Annotated in this window: 21 protein-coding genes and 1 pseudogene; 12 read left to right on the top strand and 10 right to left on the bottom strand. The window is 70.3% G+C overall.

Annotation, left to right across the window (positions count from 1 at the left end; genetic code table 11):
• Positions 1–28: 28 nt before the first annotated feature.
• The 3 genes and pseudogenes from C5N14_RS33060 to hpnH all read left to right on the top strand — a co-directional run.
• Positions 29–571 (top strand): annotated as a pseudogene (locus C5N14_RS33060) (hypothetical protein); the annotation flags it as partial.
• 9 nt (positions 572–580) lie between these two features.
• The gene (gene ispH / locus C5N14_RS13010) at positions 581–1,540 is read left to right on the top strand and encodes a 4-hydroxy-3-methylbut-2-enyl diphosphate reductase (RefSeq protein WP_243639535.1); all 960 of its coding nucleotides are present in this window, start codon (positions 581–583) and stop codon (positions 1,538–1,540) included.
• Positions 1,541–1,542: 2 nt separating this feature from the next.
• The gene (gene hpnH / locus C5N14_RS13005) at positions 1,543–2,541 is read left to right on the top strand and encodes an adenosyl-hopene transferase HpnH (RefSeq protein ID WP_243639534.1); all 999 of its coding nucleotides are present in this window, start codon (positions 1,543–1,545) and stop codon (positions 2,539–2,541) included.
• Between the two features lie 27 nt (positions 2,542–2,568).
• Here hpnH and C5N14_RS13000 read toward each other — a convergent pair whose 3' ends face one another.
• Positions 2,569–3,318: an SDR family oxidoreductase gene (locus tag C5N14_RS13000; RefSeq protein ID WP_117668346.1), complete on the bottom strand. Its 750-nt coding sequence runs from the start codon at positions 3,316–3,318 to the stop codon at positions 2,569–2,571.
• Positions 3,309–5,828 carry a wax ester/triacylglycerol synthase domain-containing protein gene (locus C5N14_RS12995; RefSeq protein ID WP_165878097.1) on the bottom strand — a complete coding sequence of 840 codons (2,520 nt, stop codon included), beginning with the start codon at positions 5,826–5,828 and terminating at the stop codon, positions 3,309–3,311. The genes C5N14_RS13000 and C5N14_RS12995 overlap by 10 nt, the downstream gene beginning before the upstream one ends.
• 179 nt (positions 5,829–6,007) lie before the next feature.
• Between C5N14_RS12995 and C5N14_RS12990 the strand changes: the two genes are divergently transcribed.
• The gene (locus C5N14_RS12990; protein WP_117668344.1) at positions 6,008–6,841 is read left to right on the top strand and encodes a hypothetical protein; all 834 of its coding nucleotides are present in this window, start codon (positions 6,008–6,010) and stop codon (positions 6,839–6,841) included.
• Positions 6,842–7,208: 367 nt separating this feature from the next.
• Positions 7,209–8,093, top strand: coding sequence for a DMT family transporter (locus C5N14_RS12985; RefSeq protein ID WP_117668343.1), 885 nt, complete (start codon positions 7,209–7,211; stop codon positions 8,091–8,093).
• 296 nt (positions 8,094–8,389) lie between these two features.
• Here C5N14_RS12985 and C5N14_RS12980 read toward each other — a convergent pair whose 3' ends face one another.
• From C5N14_RS12980 to C5N14_RS12955, 6 genes are all read right to left on the bottom strand, one after another.
• A complete protein-coding gene (locus tag C5N14_RS12980; protein ID WP_128763569.1) occupies positions 8,390–8,830 on the bottom strand; it encodes a hypothetical protein in 441 nt (146 codons plus the stop codon).
• A gap of 254 nt (positions 8,831–9,084) precedes the next feature.
• Positions 9,085–9,525, bottom strand: coding sequence for a hypothetical protein (locus C5N14_RS12975; RefSeq protein WP_117668341.1), 441 nt, complete (start codon positions 9,523–9,525; stop codon positions 9,085–9,087).
• A 370-nt stretch (positions 9,526–9,895) separates the two neighbouring features.
• The gene (locus C5N14_RS12970) at positions 9,896–10,537 is read right to left on the bottom strand and encodes a GyrI-like domain-containing protein (RefSeq protein ID WP_117668340.1); all 642 of its coding nucleotides are present in this window, start codon (positions 10,535–10,537) and stop codon (positions 9,896–9,898) included.
• Positions 10,521–11,063 carry a PadR family transcriptional regulator gene (locus C5N14_RS12965; protein WP_117668339.1) on the bottom strand — a complete coding sequence of 181 codons (543 nt, stop codon included), beginning with the start codon at positions 11,061–11,063 and terminating at the stop codon, positions 10,521–10,523. Before C5N14_RS12965 ends, C5N14_RS12970 begins: the two co-directional genes overlap by 17 nt.
• Before the next feature lie 15 nt (positions 11,064–11,078).
• Positions 11,079–11,270, bottom strand: a complete 192-nt coding sequence (locus C5N14_RS12960; protein ID WP_243639531.1) for a hypothetical protein — start codon at positions 11,268–11,270, stop codon at positions 11,079–11,081.
• Between the two features lie 191 nt (positions 11,271–11,461).
• Positions 11,462–11,782 (bottom strand): hypothetical protein, encoded by a 321-nt coding sequence (locus C5N14_RS12955; protein WP_117668362.1) that lies wholly within the window; start codon positions 11,780–11,782, stop codon positions 11,462–11,464.
• 1,535 nt (positions 11,783–13,317) lie between these two features.
• On the opposite strand from C5N14_RS12955, the gene C5N14_RS12945 reads away from it, so the two are divergent.
• From C5N14_RS12945 to C5N14_RS12930, 4 genes are all read left to right on the top strand, one after another.
• On the top strand, positions 13,318–14,319 hold the full coding sequence (locus C5N14_RS12945; protein WP_117668337.1) for a GlxA family transcriptional regulator: 1,002 nt from the start codon (positions 13,318–13,320) through the stop codon (positions 14,317–14,319).
• An 89-nt stretch (positions 14,320–14,408) separates the two neighbouring features.
• Complete coding sequence (locus C5N14_RS12940) at positions 14,409–14,948, top strand: hypothetical protein (RefSeq protein WP_117668336.1); 540 nt, start codon at positions 14,409–14,411, stop codon at positions 14,946–14,948.
• Positions 14,949–14,986: 38 nt separating this feature from the next.
• Positions 14,987–15,706 carry a dihydrofolate reductase family protein gene (locus C5N14_RS12935; protein WP_117668335.1) on the top strand — a complete coding sequence of 240 codons (720 nt, stop codon included), beginning with the start codon at positions 14,987–14,989 and terminating at the stop codon, positions 15,704–15,706.
• A complete protein-coding gene (locus tag C5N14_RS12930; protein ID WP_165878096.1) occupies positions 15,694–16,182 on the top strand; it encodes a hypothetical protein in 489 nt (162 codons plus the stop codon). The genes C5N14_RS12935 and C5N14_RS12930 overlap by 13 nt, the downstream gene beginning before the upstream one ends.
• A gap of 596 nt (positions 16,183–16,778) precedes the next feature.
• Here C5N14_RS12930 and C5N14_RS34165 read toward each other — a convergent pair.
• Positions 16,779–17,114 (bottom strand): hypothetical protein, encoded by a 336-nt coding sequence (locus C5N14_RS34165; protein WP_207892725.1) that lies wholly within the window; start codon positions 17,112–17,114, stop codon positions 16,779–16,781.
• Here C5N14_RS34165 and C5N14_RS34160 point away from each other — a divergent pair.
• Complete coding sequence (locus C5N14_RS34160; protein ID WP_117668333.1) at positions 17,059–17,889, top strand: diguanylate cyclase domain-containing protein; 831 nt, start codon at positions 17,059–17,061, stop codon at positions 17,887–17,889. The genes C5N14_RS34165 and C5N14_RS34160 overlap by 56 nt on opposite strands.
• 87 nt (positions 17,890–17,976) lie before the next feature.
• Here the strand turns inward: C5N14_RS34160 and C5N14_RS12900 are convergent, their stop codons facing one another.
• The gene (locus tag C5N14_RS12900; protein WP_117668332.1) at positions 17,977–18,792 is read right to left on the bottom strand and encodes an SAM-dependent methyltransferase; all 816 of its coding nucleotides are present in this window, start codon (positions 18,790–18,792) and stop codon (positions 17,977–17,979) included.
• 272 nt (positions 18,793–19,064) lie between these two features.
• Here C5N14_RS12900 and C5N14_RS12895 point away from each other — a divergent pair, with 272 nt between their 5' ends.
• Positions 19,065–19,751: an ISAs1 family transposase gene (locus C5N14_RS12895; RefSeq protein ID WP_243639528.1), complete on the top strand. Its 687-nt coding sequence runs from the start codon at positions 19,065–19,067 to the stop codon at positions 19,749–19,751.
• A gap of 124 nt (positions 19,752–19,875) precedes the next feature.
• Positions 19,876–20,439 (top strand): hypothetical protein, encoded by a 564-nt coding sequence (locus C5N14_RS12890; protein ID WP_128763567.1) that lies wholly within the window; start codon positions 19,876–19,878, stop codon positions 20,437–20,439.
• The last annotated feature ends 362 nt before the right edge of the window (positions 20,440–20,801 follow it).

Genomic DNA, 20,801 nt, shown 5'->3' with positions numbered 1-20,801 from the left:
CGGTCTGGCCTGGACCCTGTACGCGCCGATGCGGCTGGAGGCGACGGCGCTGCGGCGAGGGCTGACCGGCCTCGACCCGGGACGGTGGCCGGCGCTGCGGCTTACTGGCACCGGAGCGCGCCGCGCCCGGTCGGCCGCCGCCACCCGGCCGACCGGGACGACCCCGGTCGCGGTCGCCGGTATCGGCGGTGGGCTGGTGCCCGGGCTGGCCCCAGGCGACGTCGTGGTGGCCACCGAGGTCCGCACCGACCCGCGCGCCGGACGACCAGGACCGCAGGTGCTGCCGATGCCGGCCGCCGCCCTGCTCGCCGCCGCGCTGCGCCGCCGCGGGCTGCGGGTGCACCTCGGTCCGGTGCTGACCACGACCCGACTGGTCGATGGCGCGGCCAGGGCCCGGCTGGCCGGGACCGGCGCGCTGGTCGCCGACCTGGAGTCGGCGTGGCTGCTGGGCGGATGCGGCGACCGGCCGACCGCCTGCGTCCGGGTGGTCGCCGACACCGCAACCGGACCGCTGTACCGACCGGCCACGCTGCGCCGGATCCGCACCGCCCTGCGGGTGCTGTCCGCGGTGGCAGCGGCACTGGCCGAGTGGGCGGCGGCGGCAGGCAGCGTCGACCAGGTCCTGCTGGCCTCGCCCCGCTCGTTCTGCGCCGGGGTGGAACGGGCGATCGCGGTGGTGGACCAGGCGTTGCGACGGCACGGGCCGCCGATCTACGTCCGTAAGCAGATCGTGCACAACGCCCGGGTCGTGGCCGACCTGCAGGCCCGTGGCGCGGTCTTCGTGGACGAACTCGACGAGGTCCCCGACGGTTCGCTCACCATCTTCTCCGCGCACGGAGTGGCTCCCGCGGTGCGCCGGGAGGCCGCCGACCGGCACCTGCCGGTGATCGACGCCACCTGCCCCCTGGTGACCAAGGTGCACGCCGAGGCGCGCCGGTTCGCCGGCCGGGGCGACACGGTGCTGCTGATCGGGCACGCTGGCCACGAGGAGACCGAGGGCACTCTCGGCGAGGCGCCCGAGCGGATCCGGCTGGTGCCGGACGCGGCCGCCGCCGAGACGGTGCAGGTGACCGACCCGTCCCGGGTGTCCTACCTGGTGCAGACCACGCTGGCGGTGGACGAGGCGGCGGGGATCGTCGACACGCTGCGCCAGCGCTTCCCGGCGCTGACCGGGCCCGGCTCCGACGACATCTGCTACGCCACCACGAACCGGCAGGGGGCGATCACCGCGGTCGCCGAGCGGGCCGACGTCGTGCTGGTGGTCGGCTCGACCAACTCCTCCAACTCCCGTCGGCTGGTCGAGGTCGCCGAGCGGGCCGACGCGCGTTCCCACCTGGTCGACGACGTGGGCGGCGTGGACCTGCGCTGGCTGGCCGGCGCGACAACGGTCGGGGTGACCGCCGGCGCATCGGCACCGCCCGGCCTGGTCGACGAGCTCGTCGCGGCACTCACCGCGCTCGGTGCGCGGGAGGTGAACGAGCACACCACAGCCGTCGAGGACGTCAGCTTCACCCTTCCCAAGGAGGTACGCCAGCCGTGAGCATGCCCGTGCGCCAGAGCCTGCGGATCGCCAGTTACCTGATCGAACAGAAGCTGCGCGGCCGGAAACGGTTTCCGCTGCTACTGGAGCTGGAGCCGTTGTTCGCCTGCAACCTCAAGTGCGCCGGCTGCGGCAAGATCCAACAGCCGGCGAGCCTGCTGAAGCGCCGGATGCCGGTGGAACAGGCACTGGCCGCCGTGGAGGAGTGCGGAGCGCCGATGATCTCCATCGCGGGCGGTGAGCCCCTCATGCATCCCGAGATCGACACCCTGGTTGCCGAACTGGTGCACCGGAAGAAGTACGTCTTCCTCTGCACCAACGCGGTCCTGCTGCCCAAGAAGATCGACAGGTTCCGGCCGTCGCCGTACTTCGCCTTCACCGTGCACATCGACGGCCTGCGCGAGCGGCACGACGCGGCGGTGTGCAAGGACGGCGTCTTCGACGCCGCGGTGGCGGCCGTACGGGAGGCCCAGCGGCGTGGCTTCCGGGTTACCACCAACACCACCTTCTTCAACACCGACACCCCGCAGACCGTCATCGAGGTGCTCGACTACCTCAACGACGACCTGCGGGTGGACGAGATGATGATCTCCCCGGCGTACGCCTACGAGAAGGCGCCGAACCAGGACCACTTCCTGGGCGTCACGGAGACCAGGGAGCTGTTCCGCAAGGCCTTCGCGGGTGGCCGGCGGGCCCGCTGGCGGCTCAACCACTCGCCGCTGTTCCTGGACTTCCTGGAAGGCCGGATGGACTTTTCCTGCACCGCATGGGCCATCCCGTCGTACTCGCTGCTGGGCTGGCAGCGACCCTGTTACCTGATGGCCGACGGGTACACCACCACCTACCGGGAGTTGCTGGACTCCACCGACTGGAACAGCTACGGCCGGGGTCGCGACGCCCGCTGCGCGAACTGCATGGCGCACTGCGGGCACGAGCCGACTGCGGTGTTGGCGACGATGTCCTCGCTGCGGCAGTCGCTGCGGGCGGTACGCGGCGGCTGAGGCCCGCGCTACCGCCGAGCGCCCGGTTCACCCGAACCGGGCGGCCAGGCGCCGGTACAGTGCGGGCAGTAGCCCGTGTACCGCCACCGGTAGGCGCAGCCAGTTCGGGACGTATACCTCGGTGTGGTTCCGGACGATCGCGTCGGTCAGCGCGGCGGCCACCCGCTCCGGTGGCAGCGGTCGGGGTCGGCGGCGCCGGTACGGCTGGCCCCGGCGGACGAAGAACGGGGTGTCCACCACCGCGGGCACGAGCGTGCTGACGGTCACCCCACAACCGGACAGTTCCAGCCGGAGACTCTCGGCGAAGGCGTCCAGCCCGGCCTTGGTGGCCGCGTAGACCGCTTCCCCGGCCACCCCGAGTCGCCCGGCGATCGACCCGACGAAGACCAGGTGGCCGCCGTGGTGGCACATCCCGGGCAGCAACGCCCGGGTCAGCTCGATCGGCGCGCGCAGGTTCACCGCGAGCAGCTCGTCGGCAAGCGGGTCGGCCATCCCGGCGAACGGGCCGGCCCAGCCGACTCCGGCGTTGTTGACCAGCACGTCCACCCGGGCGTACCGGGCCAGTGCCCGCTCGGCCAGCTCCCGGCCGGCGCCGGGCCGGGTCAGGTCGGTCAGCAGCACGGTGACGCCGGTCTCGGCGGCGAGCCGGGCCAGCCGCTCGGGATCCCGGCCGGCGGCCAAGACCTGACTTCCCGCGTCGGCCAGCCGCCGGACGAGGGCGGCGCCGATACCCGACGACGCTCCGGTGACCAGGACTACGGCACCGGTCAGCCGCACCGCGGGGGCCCCGGTGGCGTTGGCCCGCGCCGGGGCGGGCCAGAACCGCCCACCGCCGAAACGTCGACCGGCCGCTCGTCGGTGACCGGCGCGCTGTCGGCCTCGGCGAGCAGTTGGGCCAGCTCGGCGTGCAGGGCGGCGACGAATGCGGGGCCGGTGTCGGCCAGCGACCCGTCCAGCAGCACGCCGACGTTGAGGGTGTCGCCGAAGCGCAGCACACCGACTCCGATAGGAACCCCCTCAGCGAGCGCCACCACCGGGGTGGCCGCCGTGAGCGGCGCGCCGGCCAGCACCTGCGGGCGCATCAGGGCCGGGACGTAGGAGACGATCACGTTGAGGTGCCGGCTGTTGTAGAACCGTCGGGCCAGGGCGGCGTGCAGCGGCGCGGGCAGCGCGCCCATCGCCCGCATGACCAGGCCGGCCGCCTCGGGTTCCCCGCTTCGCAGCGCGGTGCGCAGCGACTGCCGGACCATGGCGACCCGGATTCGGGGCGGGATACGTCGCACTGGGAGGTCGAGCGTGACGGCACCGGTCCAGTTTCCCTGCGTGGGTGCCCGCCGCCGGGGGGTGTGGGAGACCGCGAACATCGCCCGCAACCGGGGCGGCGCCGGCTCCGGGTGGACCCGACCCAGCGCCCCGGCGGTCAGCGCCAGCATGACTTCGCTGGCGTGCGCCTGGCAGGTGCGTGCCGCGCGGGACACCTCGGCGGCGGGCAGGGTAGCGGTGACCATGAGCCGGCGCGGTGAGCCGAGCGGGCGGTTGAGCACGGTGGCCGGGGCCCGGCCCTGCCCGACCAGGCGGGCCAGCCCGCGTGTGGTGCGAGCGACCCAGCGTGCCGGGTGCCGGACCCGGTCACCCGGCACCGCCCGGTCCCGGCCCGGCGCATGCCCGCCCGGTTTCACGGGGCGGGTGGTGGCCGGGTCGAGCAGCCGTTGCAGAACCCCGATCACCGACATCCCGTCGCCGAGGCAGTGGTGCAGTTTGACCGCTATCCGGGTACGGCCGTCGGGGAGTCCGCCGACCAGCATGATCTGCCAGGGCGGCCGGTCCAGGGCCAGCGGTTCGGACCAGAACCGGTCCACGGCGGCGCTGCCGTCGTCGCCGGGCACGACCCGCACCTCGGTCAGGTGGGCGGCGGGATCGACGTGCCGGTCGACCACCCAGCCGGGCCGGCGCCCCCGCCCCCGGCTCACCAGTCGGCGGCGCAGGGTGGTGATGGCGGGTAGCCGCCGCGCCAGCAGCGCGGCCAGTTCCGCGCAGGTGAGTTCTGTCCCGTCGGGCCGGGGCCCGAATTCCAGCACCACACCGATCTGTTGCGCCACCGTGGCCGACTGCACGTACCGGAAGAACGCGTCCTGCGGGCGTAGCGGCCAGCTTGCCGTGTCGGTCGGGCGCTCCCCGTCGGGTTGCGGTGCCTCGACCGACGACCGCGCGCCGGCGACGGCCGCCAGCCCGAGGTCCGGCAGGTATGGGTGGGACGGCGCAAGCAGCGGGTGGGGCGGGTGCGGGCCGACCAACCGGGAGCGGACGACGGCGACCAGCGCGGCCGGGTCGCGAGCCACCTCGGCCAGCCCGACGGCGGTCATCAACGCCGCGTTGGCCACGCCGTGCGCGGCGATCGGCCGGTACATCACCATCGGCGTGCCGGTGGCCCACGCCTCCAGAGCGGTCGCTCCGCCCGCGTTGGTGACCAGCAGGTGCGCGGCCCGCAGCAGCGTGGGCATGTCGTCGACCCAGGTCCGCACCAGCAGCCGCCCGGGCGGGGCGTCCAGGCGTGCCAACCGGTCGGCCAGTTGTTCGTTGCGTCCGCAGACCGCGACCACCTGCACCGCGTCGCCGATGTCGACCAGCGGGGCGATTGCCTCTTCGACCGAGCCCAGGCTGTAGGAGCCGCAGGCGACCACCACCGCCTTGCGGTCCGGGTCGAGACCACAGCGCCGGGCGGCGTCGGCCCGGGCGCCCGGCCGGAACCGCGCGAGCACCGGCGGCGCGCAGACCCCGAGCGCCGCGCCAGGGGCGGCGACCGCCGCCACCGGCAGCGCCGCCGGGTGCACCACCACCCCCAGATCCAGCTGGGAATACACCCAGAACGGGTGCGGGGCGAAGTCGGACACCCAGGCTCCGACCGGTACGCCGAGACCACGGTGGCGGCGTAACCAGGCCAGCCCGGCACTGCCCAGCGGATAGGTGGAGAGGATCAGGTCCGGGTCGAACGCCTCGATGACCGGGGCGAGCCGGCGGCCGGCCCAGGATCCGGTGAACCACTTCGAGGCGTCGGAGAACCACCGGTGCCGCCACAGCGAGGACCAGAAGAACTCGTACAACCAGGGCGTCGCCGCGACGTTGGTCAGGTAGGTGTGACGAAAGGTCGGACCGACCCCCGGGCCCATCGCGTCGAGGGTGTCCACCCAGCCTACCCGGCTGCCCGGCCAGAGCCCGTGGACGCGTTCCTCGAGCGCCCGGCCGGTGGCGTCGTGCCCGCCCCCGATGTCAGCCGAGACGATCAGCACCCGTCGCGCGATCGACTCAGTGGGATCCGACGGTCGGACCGGGCTGCCCGACCCGTGCTCCGGCGCGGTCATCACAGGCGCGCCGGATTCCGGTGGCACCGGGCGCGAAACCCCGGCGCAGGTGGGTATGCCAGGGGAGCTTCGACCCGACCTGGTGCCGACGATCCCGGGACTTCCTCATGGCCTTCGGTTTCCTGCTGGCGATCCTCGCCGCACTGTGCAGCGCCACGGCGGCGATCGTGCAGTCGATCGGCACGCGCCGGGTGGCGGCCACGGCACACCTCGACCCGAGGCTGTTGTGGCGGCTGGCGCGGACCGGACCGTACGCGGCCGGACTGGCTCTGGACGGCGCCTCCTCCGGGCTCACCTTCACCGCGCTGCGTAGCGTGCCGCTGTTCGCGGTGCAGGCGTTGGGCGCGGCCAACCTGAGCCTGGTGGCGCTGATCGCCATGCTGGTGCTGCGGCTCCGGCTGACCGCCCGGGACTGGGTCGCGATCGGTGGGGTGGTCTCCGGCCTGGTGCTGCTCGCGATCTCGGCCAGCAGCAGCCCGCCGGCGGAGGCGACGGCGAGCGTCGGCTGGGCGCTTCTCGGCACGGTGCTCGTGCTGGCCGTGGGCGCGTATCTGGGCAGCCCGCAGATGCGGGGGCCTGCCCTGCCCGGGCTGCTGGCCGGGCTCTCCTTCGGTGCCGCAGCGGTCGGCGCCCGGCTGCTCGGTCGGGTCACCAGTCCGAGTGCCCTGCTGGTCAGCCCCGTCAGCTACACGATGGTGCTCGCCGGACTGACCGGCCTGCTGCTCTACGCCACCGCTTTGCAGCGTGGCTCCGTCACAGTCGCCTCCGCCTCGACCATCCTCGGGCAGACCATGGCCCCGGCGGTGGCCGGCTGGCTGCTGCTCGGTGATCGGGTGCGGCCCGGCACCGAGCCGGTGGCGGTGCTGGGTTTCATCCTCGCCGTTGCCGGCGCGGTCACGCTCGCCCGGCACGCCCAGCCGCACCATTCGCGGACCGACTGACCGTCGGACCGTTGGCGCCTGGCACGGGGGCGCGGTCGTTGACATGTCGTATGCCTCCAGCGACGAAAGACCGGAGCGCCACCAGCCACTGCTCCTCGGGATAAATGAGATCTTACCGACGCGTTTCTTCCTATCTAGGGTATTTTCAGACAACTGCTGGCTGGCTGACTGCCAGTTCGACGAGACGAGGGAGGAGGCGGATGGCTGCGGGAAGGGCCGCCCGGAAGGACCGTCCCCCTACCCCGCTGGCTCGACCGGCCGCCCCACGGCGACCGTCAGGTCCACCCACCCGGGCGCCAGATCGGGCCGCCGGGCGCGCACCTCTGTTGGCCAGCGGGCGGGTCCGGACGATGGGGGTGGACCGCCCATGCTGAGTGGCGAGGTGCTGGCCGGAACACCCCTTGCCCTCGGCGCGGCCGCGGCGTTCGGGGCGTCCTCGGTGTTACAGTTCCGCGCCTCCCACCGGACACCCAGCCAGCCGGCCGGGCGGCCCGCCCTGCTGCTGCACCTGGTACGCCAACGGGAATGGCGCTGGTCGGTGGTGCTCGCCGCCGGGGCCTTCGGCCTACAGGTCGCCGCGCTCAGCCTGATACCGCTGATCCTGGTGCAACCGCTGCTGATCACCGGCCTGCTCTGGTACGTCCTGCTGTATTCCTTGGCCGAGCGGACGCGCCCGGACCTCAGGACCATGCTGGAAGCGGTCCTCTGCCTGGTCGCGCTCTCGGCCTTCCTGTTGATCGCCCGACCGGCCGTCGGGCAGGGGCAGGGGCTCAACTCGTTCTCGTCGGCCTTGCTGCTGGGCGTCGCGGTGGCCGGGGCGGTGTCGCTGTGTCTGGTGGCCGCCGTCGGGCTGGGCCCGAAGTGGCGGCCACTGCCGCTGGCCCTGGCCGCTGGCGTCTGCTACGGCGTCACCGCCGGCCTGGTCAGCAGCCTTGCCTTCCACTACAACGGCAGCCCGCTGAGCGTGTTCGGGCAGTGGCAGACGTACGCTCTCGTCGTCCTGGGCCCGTTCGGCGTGCTGCTGAGCCAGAACGCCTACCAGGCGGGCCCGCTGGGAGCGCCGGCCCTGGCCACGATCATCGTCGCGGACCCACTGGTGTCGCTCGGCGTCGGCTTGCTCTGGCTGGACGAGCGGGTCAAGACGGGACCGTGGGAGATAGCCGGCCAGATCCTGGCCCTGGCTACGCTGGCCGGCGCCGTCTTCCTGCTCGCCCAGCGGGCACCCCACCTCGACCAGGGAACCGCCGACTGAAGCTCTCTTGCACACGTTCCGCCCGCACCGCTACTGCCAGCGCAACACCATCGAACGGCTGATGAATCGGCGCAAGCGGTTCCGCGCCGTTGCCACCAGGTACGACAACTCGCTTGCCGCTACCCGCCGCCCTACAAGTCGCCGACATCCTCATCTGGCTATGCGCCAACCCGGACCACCCCAAGCCATGATCCAGGAGACACGGCCTGGGACTCAGCAATGCTGATGCCGGCCACCGCCTTGTCACAGCCGGACCAGCGCGACGTCCCACTGACCGTGCGGGTCCTCCCACAAGGTCACGACCTTACCGATTGGCAGCGGGTTGCGTTCCGGATCATCGTCGCGGTCGAGCTCGCCCCCTGCTCCTCAATCTCATCGAGAAGTTCCTCGATCACCCGCTCGGCGTCGTCGGCTGAGCCGTCGGTCACCAGCCGCAGGTAGCTGACCCGCCAATCGTCGGTCACCGCTGGCGAGAGGTTGCGCCCGGACACGAACTCGTCCCCGACGACAAACAGCGAGCGGCTCGCGTCGACGCGCAGCGGCCCGTCGTCGGACATCGCGACGTGCGGGTGGACGAACACCCGCTCGCCAGCGAGTACGGCGGGTTCGAGCCACTCGGGGAGACGGTCGAGTTCGGCCTCGCGGAGGTAGTTGCCCCATACGTAGAGTGCGTACTCAGCCACGAGCGCCAATCGTACGGCGACGGCATCACGGGTTGCCGGCTCGTCCGGCGCCATGCTCCCACCGCATCGCGCGGCCAGCTTCCAGGCAGGCCGCCGCACCCTCCTGGTACGGCATCGCCTCGATCCGCACCCAAGCCGATGATCACGCCACCATCCACTACGTCGCAGTGTCATCGCCGGCAACAACGATCCGATTCGCGCGTACTCAACCTCGGTCAGCTCGAACCACCACTCACGACAGACGTCGACAGCCGAACCACACTGCCGCCGATGGTGCGCGGTTACTCGTCGATCGGAGGCGCTTGAGTTCAAGCGCGCTCGAAGGTGAGGTCGAAATCCTTCCGCCAGGACTTGCCCCCGTCCTCGGACGCCTCCCAACGGCCGAGGATGCGGTCCTTCTCGACCTCGGCGATGAAGCGCTGGTGGAAGTCCGGGTCCTCACGGGTCATCGTCCAGCGTCCGCCGTCGAAGGTCATCGAATACTCGCGGCAGACGCCGCGGTCGTCCTGGTAGAGCGCGACGAACCGGTCGTTGGCGTCGCTGCGGCCGAGGACGAGACTCATCTCGGAATGCGCGTGCTGGCCCCCGCCGAACTCCGACCGCACCACCAGTAGCGACTCGCCGAGCCACTCGATACTGGTGGCGCCCGGCACCTCGGTGCCTGGCGGTTCGAGGAAGAAGGCGTCGGAAATCGTCGTCGTCCATTCGCCAACGAGGCCGCTGAGCTTCCCCATCTCGGTGTTGCGCATCGTTTCCTCCGATCGGTCCGACGTGACTCGACGCGTCGACGAGCAGGGCCAGCGTATGGCTCGCGGGAACGACGGGCCATCGCGCCAGGCCGGTCGGGACCGATGACCGGGTCGGTGTGCTCGCGCCGGCGTGGCTCCGCGAGGAAGTGGCCGTTGCCGCAGCCGACGTCCACGATCGTCTCGGTCCGGGTCAGCGGCGCCAGATCGAGGACCATCGAGTGCAGGGCAGGGGCAGTGCGCGGGCGCCCACACACAGCAGGGACGACCAGACCTCGGACGCGCGGCCGAGCGTCCCTCGTGCTGACGGATGGTCGCCGGCCATCGGCCATCGAGATGGTCGAGCAGCTTCGCCTAACTGCGAGCCAGCCGCTCACGCTCGGGTGTCGGTGGTGATCGGCTGCCTGAGAATGGTGCGCCGCCTGTCGGGTGCGACCTTGCGGAAGTCGCTGAGGTAGATCTCATGGTGAGTGCCGGCCATGCGAAGCCCGTGGCCAGGGATGAACTCATGATGCAGTTGCGCGAGCACGTCGGCCTCGTCGTCGAAGGAACCGACGTGCAGCGTCTGCACGCACCGCCCCTCGGTCAGCGTCTGGAGGCGGACGTCGTCGAGACGAGTTGGTTTGTGCTTCGCCCCGGTCTGCTCGACGGCGGTCGTGAACATGGTCTGGTCGATCCAGTCCGGGACCATGAGCATCAGCGTCCAGTCCCACCGTGACTTGTCTCGTACCTTGGTGAAGGAGTCCATGTCCTCCGCCCACCAGAGGCCTTCCAGGGGCGGGACGACGTAGTCGCGCCCGAGGGCTCGCTTGCTGGCAAACTTCAACTTGTACGCCACTGGGTAGAGCGCCTCGACCGCCTCGGTGAAGGCGGGCGAGGTGTTGGGGTCGCCGTGACCGTCGGTCATGAGGTACTGCATGGCGGGTACGTCGACTATCCGGAACCGGCCCCGTTGCGCTTGATAGGCGTCAAGGGTCTTCTTGAAGTCGGTCTTGTCGTCAGTCTTGCTCGTCACCGGGCACCTGGGCTCGGCTGGCGAGCCACTGCCTTTCTGCCTCCATGAGGCTCAGGGAGTAGGAGAAGACCTCACGCGCCGCGAGCGGGAGGGTGGCTTCTGCCTGCTGCACCCCCTGGACGGCCTGGACCGCGGCGATCCGGGCTTCGATCTGCGCCAGCCGGGTGCGCAGCGCCTGCACGTACTGCTGCGCCGAGAGCAGGGACAGGTTGGCGACACCGACCAGCAGTGGGTGTGGGGTCGGCCGCGCCTCGGCGACGAAGGCCAGGGCGTTACGCGCCGCAACCCCGCGGCCCTCGGCGGTGGCGTGGAAGACGCGGCGGGACTTCGCGGCGGCCGGAGCCTCCGGGACATGGAGCAGACCGCGCTGCTCCAGCTTGGTGAGCAGGTAGTAGATCGACGAGAACCCGATGTCGGTCCACTGCCGTATGCCGCGCTGCTCGATCACCTGCTCCAGGTCATAACCGTGCTGCGGCCGTTCGATGACCAAGCCCAGCACGGTCAGCTCGGCGGGGGTCAACTCCACAAATATACTCTAGCACTAGAATAGTGACTTCCGGTTGAACGGGGCGGTGATCTGTTCGGCCCAGGTCCAGGTGGCGGGGATGCGCAGCCAGCGGCGGCGTTGGCCACGCACGAGGCGGGCGGTGGTGTGCAGGATCCGGTAGCGCAGCCGTTTCGGTTCAGCCTTCGCCAGGTCGCCGTCGAGGCCGATGAGCTGGAGCCACGCGATCAGGTCGACCGCGATCGCCGCGGCGGTGCACCAGACCTCGTTGATGGCGAACCCGCGACGGCCGGCTGAATCATCGGCAGGTCAGGATGCCCGAGCGTCGAGAGGCGCCGACCACCCGCAGCGAGGGGCGACGCGCGGCTGATGCGCCCGCTCAGCGGCGTCCGCACCGAGAGCACTGCCGTGCGGAGGTGTCAGCCGTGTTCCCGGCCGGGGAGAGAATCGCCGCGAAGGAACGCCTCGTACGCCGGGCGGACGTCGTCGTCGATCTGGGGCCGGATGCCGCTGTAGCGCGTGTCAGCGCGGTCGCGGTGTGGTCCGGAGAGCCAGTACTCCTCGCCGGTTTCGACGTCGTAGAAGTTGGCGTCAGAAATGCCGCGATCGCGTCGGAGCCTCTTGCCATGCCAGTAAGCCGTCTGCCAGCTCTTGCTGAACCGCACGCGGCTGATCCACGCCGGCCCTTTGTCGGTGCCGTGGCCCGTCTTCAGCTGAACGAACATCACCCGGTCCGCCATAGCGACCATGTTGCCAGCGAAGGCCTGACGATGCAGCTCCAATTTGGAGACGTCGGAGCACACATCGTCAGGACCGGATACGCGGGCCTCGCCGCACGGGCCCGTCGTCGCGCCATCGGCGGCGCGAAGCACCGGTTCGGGTTCACCGGCCCATCGGGCAGGTGGATGTGAACGGCTCACAGCGTGCCCGTCCAGATCTACCTGGCCTTTTCTGCGATGTTGCCCGGCGCCCCGGGGAACTGGTCGGAGACTTGCCCGGCCGGGTCGTGGTCGGGCAGGTCTCCGAGCTGTACGTCGAACTCCACGTGCCGTTCGCTGTGGGCATTGGCCTCGTGGCCAGGTTGGTTCGCTTTAGCGGAAGTCGGGGGCCATGCTGTCGCTGGCGTGCCGGCCGCCTTTACCAGCGCAGTAGGCGTACGACCAACCTCCGGTCGCGGCGTTCTTCCACTGCCCGGTAGCGAGAGTTTCGTTGGCACACCGAGCCAGCGCGCGCACCTCCGTGCCGCTGGTGTATCCGCTGCAGGTGACCCCGTAGGTGTTGGCGTCCCACCATTCTGTGCAGCTAGGTGCTGCTGAGGCCGGTGCGGCACCGGTTGCCAGGAGGGTGCCGGTCGCCAGGGCGATTGAGGCCAGAGCTGTTGCTGCACGTCTGCGAACCATGATGCTCCTCAATGAAAGGGATGCCGCTACGTAGATCTGCTTGAAGATCGCGATCCAGGGGCGCCAACGGAAGTAGATCGTGCCATTCCGGCCTCTGATGCGCTATAGCGTCGGGGGGTCAGCGATGACGCCGGTGGTCAGGACTGCGGACTGGCCAACTTGTCCGAACCGGACACGGACCTGTCCGGTCCGAGCCGAGGTGGCCAGCGTTGGTGCCGATGACCTGGTGCTGGCCAAGTCAACCTGGCCCCTCCGGAGCCTCAACGTCCGAATCAACTTGCCTGGCTCTGTGGCGCACCCTTCTCGACAGTCGTCAGCGGGGCGACGTCCGGGGGCCGGAGGCGTCGGGACGTCGCGTTAAAGATCACGCAACTGCGGCTGGAGTAACGCCACTAGACCTACCCGAACCGACCCGGGCGGCCACCAGTCAGCGACGATATCCATCGGTTGAATTGGTGATCATCGACCCTGACACCGACTGGACTGGGCCGGACGCCAGCGGAACCCAGGACTGGGCGGGACGCAGGGGGTGCTCGTCGGACGAGCAGCCACCGAGCAGCCACGAGCCGCCAGCCACGCCCGGCACGGCCGAGTTCACCGCATCACTCGAAAGCGCGCTGCGGTAACTTTGTCTCGCAAGCAGCTCGGGGTGTTCATGTCCGACTCGAGTCGGGCTCTGTCTGTCAGGGTGAGTTGAGGCCAGCGGCTCGTAGCAAGTCCGTCAGACAGGGCCTCAGAATCCCGAAACGCCGAAACTCATCCTACGGTCGATATCGGTTCAGAAGTGGCGTAGCCGCACAGGGGCAAGCCAGGCCACAGCGGGCATGATTCGGGCGTTGTCTCTGCTCAGGCTACTCGCTGACAGGATATCGGGTATGGCGGACACATCGAGCGACGACACTGCCCGGCGGGTGGTGGTGGTCGGGTACGAAGGCTCCGAGCTGCTCGACATCGCCTGTGTCACCTCCACGCTCGACCTGACTGTCCGCATCGCGGGGCGGACGCTGTACCGGACTGAGCTGATCTCGCCGAACGGGCAGGCGATCCGCTGCGACTCCGGCCTGGAGCTGCACAGCAGCGGATCGCTGCAGCGCGCCACCGGGCCGATCGACACGCTGGTCGTGTCCGGGGGCCGGGGACACGAGGCCGCCGCCGCCGACGCGACAGTCGTCGCGCACGTGCGGCGGCTTGCCACGCTGGCCCGCCGCGTCGCGTCGGTGTGCACCGGCGCCACCGTGCTCGCGGCGGCAGGGTTGCTCGACGGGCGGCGGGCGACGACGCACTGGCACTACGCCGACGTGCTGGCGCGGCGGTACCCTGCCGTCCACGTCGATCCGCGGCCGATCTTCATCCGCGACGGGCGGGTCGCCACGTCCGCCGGTGTCACGAGCGCGCTGGACCTGACGCTGGCGCTGGTGACCGAGGACTGCGGGCCCGACCTGGCCCGGGTGGTGGCGCAGGCGCTGGTCACCTATCTGCAGCGGCCGGGCAACCAGGCGCAGATGAGTGTGTTCACCGCGCCGAATCCGGACCACGTCCTGGTCCGCCGGGCGGTCGCGCACGTGACCACGCACCTGGCGTCGACGCTGGACACGGCGACGCTCGCCGCGCAGTGCGGGGTGAGCGCGCGGCAGCTGCACCGGTTGTTCGTCGAGCACCTGGGCATGCCGCCCGGGCAGTTCGTGCGCCGCACCCGGCTGGACACGGCCGCGCGGATGCTGGCGACCACCGGCCACCCGATCGGCATGATCGCACGGTGGTGCGGCTTCACGTCGCTGGAGACGCTGCGGCAGGCGTTCGTCGCGCAGTACGGGGTGCCGCCGTCGCAGTACCGGGCCGTGTCGTCGACGACCGTGGGCGCCGGTTCGGACCCGTGACGCAGGTTCCGTGCCGGAAGTGCCAGGATTTCTGACGCGCTGCCGGGTTCGGCTCGGCACCGGCGTCCGGCGCGGCCAGAGTGAGGGGCATGAACCCCGCATCCTCGTGGCTGTCGCGCCGCTGGCCGACTGCGGCCGGTCTCGCCGCGGCCATCGCCGTGCTGGTCACCGTCGCCGACCGGGAGACGGCCGTCACCTGCGTGTGGGTGGCCGCGCTCTGCTACCTCGCCGCGGCCGCGCTAGACCGGCCGTGGATGGCGTGGGTGGCCGTACCAGCCGGCAGCGTCGTCATCGCCGTCGGGGAGATCACCGGCGTGGGTCGATGGGTGCTGCTCGGCGCCGCCGCGGCGATGCTCGTCGTCGTGGCCGTGGTCGTCGGTGCCCCGCGCCGCCAGGTGTCCGCGCAATTCGTCGGCGGCACCGTGTACGCCGGTCTCGCGCTCGCCACGTTGGCGCTGGCCCCGGACGCCGGCCTGGTCGTGGCCGGGCTGGTGCTGGCCTCCCACGCGGTGTGGGACGCGGTGCACCACCGCCGCCGGGCGGTCGTGTCCCGTTCGCTGGCCGAGGCCTGCATGGCGCTGGACCTGCCGCTCGGGCTCGGCCTGGTCGTGCTCGGCCTGGCCACGTGACGTCCTGGACAAGAAGCCTCTCGCCGGAAGGAGCACCGATGGGCAGGGTGATCTGCGACCTCACGATCTGGGTCGACGGCTACGCGGCCGGGCTCAACCAGAGCGAGGAACGCCCGTTCGGCGACGACGGCGGCGGCTGGGGTGACAGGCTGCACGCCTGGTACGCCGACCCCGACGCGAACCGCGCCGAGATCGAGCGGGTCACCGCCGCCGAGGCGTTCATCATGGGGCGCAACATGTTCGGCCCCGTACGAGGCGGGTGGGATCGGCAATGGAACGGCTGGTGGGGCGACGACCCGCCCTATCACGCCCCGGTGTTCGTGCTCACCCATCATGCCCGTGCGCCGCAGCCGATGACCGGCGGCACCACGTTCCACTTCGTCACCGACGGGATCGAGTCGGCGCAGGCGCAGGCGCGCACGGCGGCCGGCGCCGGCGATGTCGCGGTCGTGGGCGGCGCGGCCACCATCAACCAGTACCTCGCCGCCGGCCTCATCGACGAGCTGCGGCAGCACATCGCGCCGCTCACCCTGGGCGCCGGCACGCGACTGTTCGACGGCGTACCGCCGCTGGACCTGCAGCAGGTCAGCGCACGCGCCACGACGGCGGTCACGCACGTGAGCTACCGCGTCCAGTCCTGGGCGCCCTCACCCGAACGCTCGACGGCCACCTTCACGAAGGAGTCATCATGCTCAATGCGCAAGCGACACCGCACCGCCGGGGACGGCGCGTGCTCAACCTCGCCGTGTCCCTCGTAACGGCCACGTCCGTGCTGCTCGCCAGCTCGGCGTCGCCGGTCGCGGCAGCATCACCGGACACCCTCACCGAGGACCGGATCCGATCGATCCTCGCCGGTGACCCGCACGCGACCAGGCTGTCGGCCAACCAGGTCGCCTGGCCCGACGACGGCGTGGTCCTCACCCTCACCGACGGGGACGCGGATGCCGCCGGCAGCTGGTGCGGCACCGGACGGGCCTGCGTCCACGCCGACGCCAACCGCGGCGGTTACGGTTACGCGTTCTACTACTGCCAGGTCTACCGGCTGCCGAATTACGGGTTCCCCACCGGCGAGCGCGCCGGCGCCTCGTCCTGGTACAACAACCAGACCGGCGGCGCCAAGATCAAGTTCGAGGACGAGTGGTTCACCCTGACACCGGTCGTGGCCGGGTACGGGTTCGGCAACATGCCCAGCTACATGAATGACCGCGCCTACTGGCTGACGCTGCTGTGCTGACCACACAGCGGCGAACCGAAAGGGGTCAGCGCCGGCGGGGCACCCAGAACTCGACCCTGCGGGTGCCGAAACCTCGTCCGTCCTGGTCAAGACTTCGACGTTGAGCGGTGCGCGAGGATGACCTGTTGTGCTGCTGCGACCGGCCTACCTCGGTGTGACCAGCGCTCTCGCGCTGCTACGGCTGCTGCCGATGAGCGACCGAGACAAGGACGCCGAGATCCTGGCACTGCGCCACCAGCCACCTGGGCAACGTTCCTGCGCTCGCAGGCGCAGGCCATCATCGCCGCCGACTTCTTCGAAACCACCACGCTGACCGGCGCCCGGCTCTAACGGTGGGCTGGCGACATCGAGGAGGAGGCACTAGATGTCATCGAGAAGCTTCGGCTCAACCTCGCGTCGCGGACAATCGGGAGGCAACCCGGGCTTCTCGCAGACTGACCATGGACGGCGCCGTCGCGCGCCGGTCATGGGGGCGGGCAGGCTGTCGCACTTGTGTTGATCGATGACATCGTGGGCTGGCGGGCGGGTCTGGATGATTTGCTGGCGCGGTTCGCGCACCGATTCGGGCGTGCGGAGCCGCGCCGGCAGGCGCTGAGCTACCTGGTCGGGTTGTTGCGAGCAAGAACGGCTGGACCTTGGCCGAGGCCGCTGGCGACGCGACGCCGAACCGGATACAGCGGCTGCTCAACCGGTCGGCGTGGGACCCGGACGCTGTTCGCGACGGCCTGTTCACCTATGTGGCGGATCTGGTGGTGGCAGTCGGCGCAGACGATGAGCGTCTTGCCTCGCCGCTTGGCCATGATCTTCGTCCAGGTGTTCTTGCGTGACTGCCCGGCCTGGTCGAGGTCGGCGAGTTTGCGGACGTGGTGAACTTGGATGTCCACCGTGCCGCCGCAGACCTCGCACCTGCCTGCGAGGAGCCGTTTGATCAACTCCTTGCGGGCGACGGCTGTCCTCGCCGCCGCCGCACCAACCTTCGCGTGGAAGCGCCGCAGCTGCGGCGACGGCGCCGAAGGGCCGCAACTCTACGACTGGGCGGTAGCCTCCCTGCCCGGCACCGACGACGGCTACGTGCACTGGCTGCTGGTCCGTCGCAGCATCACCGACCCCACGGACCTGGCCTACTACCTGTGCTTCGGCCCCACAGGCGGCCGCCCAGCAGAGGACGGGCTGTTGCAGAGAATCGGCCAGAAGATCCTCCCACAGGCACCCGAGTCGCACTTCGCCGCGCGAGTCGGCGGTGATTCCTTCGCCCTGGTCGTGCGGGACAGGCCAACCGACGAGATGCTGGGCTACACCCAACGCGTCCTCAACCGCGTACGACACGTGACAGACATGGCCGGCATTCTTGTCGCCGTCCGGGCAAGCGCAGGGCTCTCACCCGCAACGTGTCCTCCTAGCCAGCAGGGGACGCTGCTTCGGCCAAGGCCCCCTGATGGGACGCCACCACACCCTCACGGAACTGCTCGTAGCGCTCAGGGGCACCACCGGGACGGCCGCGGGGCAGATCCTTCCCGAACTGTCCGACCACGACCTCGTAACGCCCCTGTCCACCCGACGGGTCGCGTGACCGACAGCCGCAACAATGGCACCCGCTGGCAAGGCCAGCAGCAGCGGGCGAACCTCCTGCATGAGGCCCCGATTCCTCGCTACGCGGACCTATTCACCGACTGCCACGCGCGGAAGATCCATAATCCCGCCACCTAACCCTGGCCACGCCCCTGACATCCGACCCGGCAGCGCCGTAGCGCGACGCCGACCGGGCCAGCAGAAGGTGCAGGGGACGGCGGTTGGTCAGCGTTTGAGGGCGGCGCCAGCGAGGGCACCGGAGCGGACCGGGTCCGAGACAAACCACTGTGGGTCGTCGGGGGAGGGCCGCCACTGCGGCAGCCACACCAACCCCGGGTCGATCATCTCGAAGTCGCCGAAGAACCTCAGGACCTCGTCGTAGTTCCGGGTGACCGGCTTCGATGCCTCGGAGGCGGCGAAGGCGGCCTGCACCTGCTGTGCCTGGCTTGGCGCGTACGACTCGCTGGCGCCGTGTGTCAGCACCAGCACGCTCCCGGGCGCCAGTCTGTCCCGCAGCTGCGCCATGACCTCGTAGGGGTGGTCCTCATCCGTGAGGTAGTGCAGCAGCGCCACGGCCAGGAGCACGACCGGCCGGTCGAGGTCGATTGTCTTGTTGAGTTCCTCATCGCCCAGCACCGCCTCGGGGTTGCGGGCATCTCCGAGGATGGAGACGGCATCCGGGTTGTCCCGGAGGATTTGTTGCCCGGTCATCACCGCGACGGCGTGGTTGTCGACATACACCACTCGGGCGCCAGGACGATTAATCTGAGCGATCTCATGCACATTGCCAGTCGCGGGGATGCCGGAGCCCAGGTCGAGGAACTGGTCATATCCCTCCTGCGCGAAATGGTGCACCGCCCGCCGGAGGAACGCCCGCGAGGTTATCGCGCCATGCTTAATCGTGGGAATGACTTTCAGCGCCTTCTCGGCCAGCTCGCGATCCGCGGGGAGGTTCCACTCGCCGCCGATGAGCGCGTCATAGAAGCCAGCGGGCGTCGCTCGGCCTTTCTCCGCTCCGGGGCGCCAGGGTGAGGATTTCATCCGCCTAGTCTCCTCGTCAGTGCTGAGCTGATCTCGCCGTCAGACTCCCACTAAACCCGATACGAGCCGCCGTGTCTGCCCCGAGAGTACCGACCGGCGAGGTTGAGACCAACTAGACAGGTCCAATGGCTATTGGCCCCTTTGGTGATGAAATATCAAACGACTGTTCGCGCCTTTTGATGCGGGTTGCGGCTTGGGACGCACCAGCTCCGTGAGGGCCAGCAGCCTGGTAGCGACCGTCGCCGCGACCTTCAATGGCCCGACCAGCAGTCTTGTGGAGAGGCACCGACGTCGACGGCAAGACCAACGAGATCACCCGCTTCGCACCTCTGCTCGACCAGCTCAGCGACCTGCGCGACACGGTGGTGACCGCCGACGCACTGCACTGCCAGCGCGAGCAAGTCGCCTACCTCGCCGAACGCGGCGCCCACTGGATTCTCACCGTGAAGGGCAACCAGCCCAGCCTGCACGCCCAACTGGCCCGCTTGCCCTGGCGAGCCGCTCCCGACACCGCCCGTGACAGCGACCGTGGTCACGGCCGCCGGGAGATCCGCACGTGCAAGATCCTGTCAATCTCCACCGGGATCGACTTCCCCCACGCCGCCCAAGCACTGCAGATCCGACGCCGCCGACGCCGGCTCGACCAGCCGAAACGCTTCACCACCGAAACCGTCTACGCGATCACCGACCTCCACGTTCGCCAAGCCAGGCCGGAGCACCTCGCAGGGTGGATCCGCGGTCACTGGTCGATCGAGAACAAGGTCCACCGGGTCCGCGACGTCACCTACGACGAAGACCGATCCCAGATCCGCACCGGTACCGGACCACAGGTCATGGCATCCCTGCGCGACGCCGCCATCGGCGCCCTACGCCTGACCGGCCTCACCAACATCGCCGCCGCCAACCGCCACCACGCCCGCGACAGTAACCGATCGCTGGCCCTACTCGGCATCACCTGAGGACTTTGCCGGGGCCCTGGTTGCGGCCCACATTCATAATGAGCGGATGCCCGTCGCCGCAGGTGGTACCACGACAGCTGTACGCCCGCGTGGCCGTGTCGTCGCCGGTTGGGTGGTCGGGGTCGTGGCGGCATGGGGAGTCGTCGCCGGGCTGCATCTCTTTGGCCTTCGGCTGGCCAACCTGTGGTTGCTCAGCCTGATCATCACCGGGCTGGGCTGGCTGCTGGCGATGGCCGTCACCGGGATCGCCCTGGTGGCCCTGTGGCGCAGGGTCGGGCCGGTCAAGGCGCTGACGCTGGTGCTGGTTCCTGGGTTGCTGGCCCCGGTGGCGATCGTGGCCGTCGACTGGACGTCCGTCTTCGTCCACAACTTCTACCGCCTCCACCGGGACGACTTCCGCACCGCGGCCGGGCTCGCCGACAAGGTCACAGCCGAGTACGGCGACCGGTACGGCCAGGTTCTGCCGAAGGATCTGCGGCACCTGTCGTCCATGGGGCGGGCGGTGCGGATCGGCACCGAGGGCAGCGGGCCGACGGGCATCCTCCTGCCGGTCTGGGTCGGCACGCCAGACGGCGCGGCCGGCTACGCGCACCTCACCGGGACGCCGGGTGACACAAGCTTCGACTGCTTCGCGGACCCCTGCCGGATGCGCTGGTCGCTCGGCGACGGCTGGTACTGGCTGGACTGACACCGGGGCGGGACACGGGTGCCGCCGATGGCGGATCCCGTAGGCGGCCGGGGGCTTCAAGTTCGCCGACGTGCGGTCGGCCTTCGTCGGCCACCGTCGACCGGGCTCTCGGAACCGCGGCCCACCTCTCTGCTGGGCGTTCGCGTACCACCGTCGGCCGTTCCGTGCCGATCTTGTCGCGGCGACAACGCTCTCAGCGAGGTTGCGAATGGGGCCTACGCGAGACTGGCCCAGCCGCAAGTCGTTCGCGCGGGCCCAGTCAACCGCAGCCACTGCGAGGACGGCGAGAACATCACGATCCAGGCCGACGACGCTACGCCCGTCATCGAAGGCAACTGCGGGACCGTGACCATCGAGGCAAA

This window comes from Micromonospora sp. MW-13, from assembly GCF_003434305.1.
GTDB lineage: Bacteria > Actinomycetota > Actinomycetes > Mycobacteriales > Micromonosporaceae > Micromonospora.
This window is presented reverse-complemented; position numbering and strand designations above follow the sequence as displayed.

Excerpts from the sequence above, each read along its gene's own strand:
- C5N14_RS34160 (WP_117668333.1), top strand. The coding sequence starts at position 17,059 with ATGTCCACCGTGCCGCCGCAGACCTCGCACCTGCCTGCGAGGAGCCGT.
- C5N14_RS12945 (WP_117668337.1), top strand. The coding sequence starts at position 13,318 with ATGGCGGACACATCGAGCGACGACACTGCCCGGCGGGTGGTGGTGGTC.
- C5N14_RS12980 (WP_128763569.1), bottom strand. The coding sequence starts at position 8,830 with ATGGCGCCGGACGAGCCGGCAACCCGTGATGCCGTCGCCGTACGATTG.
- hpnH (WP_243639534.1), top strand. The coding sequence starts at position 1,543 with ATGCCCGTGCGCCAGAGCCTGCGGATCGCCAGTTACCTGATCGAACAG.
- C5N14_RS12985 (WP_117668343.1), top strand. The coding sequence starts at position 7,209 with ATGCTGAGTGGCGAGGTGCTGGCCGGAACACCCCTTGCCCTCGGCGCG.
- C5N14_RS12900 (WP_117668332.1), bottom strand. The coding sequence starts at position 18,792 with ATGAAATCCTCACCCTGGCGCCCCGGAGCGGAGAAAGGCCGAGCGACG.
- C5N14_RS12990 (WP_117668344.1), top strand. The coding sequence starts at position 6,008 with ATGGCCTTCGGTTTCCTGCTGGCGATCCTCGCCGCACTGTGCAGCGCC.
- C5N14_RS12940 (WP_117668336.1), top strand. The coding sequence starts at position 14,409 with ATGAACCCCGCATCCTCGTGGCTGTCGCGCCGCTGGCCGACTGCGGCC.
- C5N14_RS12935 (WP_117668335.1), top strand. The coding sequence starts at position 14,987 with ATGGGCAGGGTGATCTGCGACCTCACGATCTGGGTCGACGGCTACGCG.
- C5N14_RS12975 (WP_117668341.1), bottom strand. The coding sequence starts at position 9,525 with ATGCGCAACACCGAGATGGGGAAGCTCAGCGGCCTCGTTGGCGAATGG.
- C5N14_RS12955 (WP_117668362.1), bottom strand. The coding sequence starts at position 11,782 with ATGGCGGACCGGGTGATGTTCGTTCAGCTGAAGACGGGCCACGGCACC.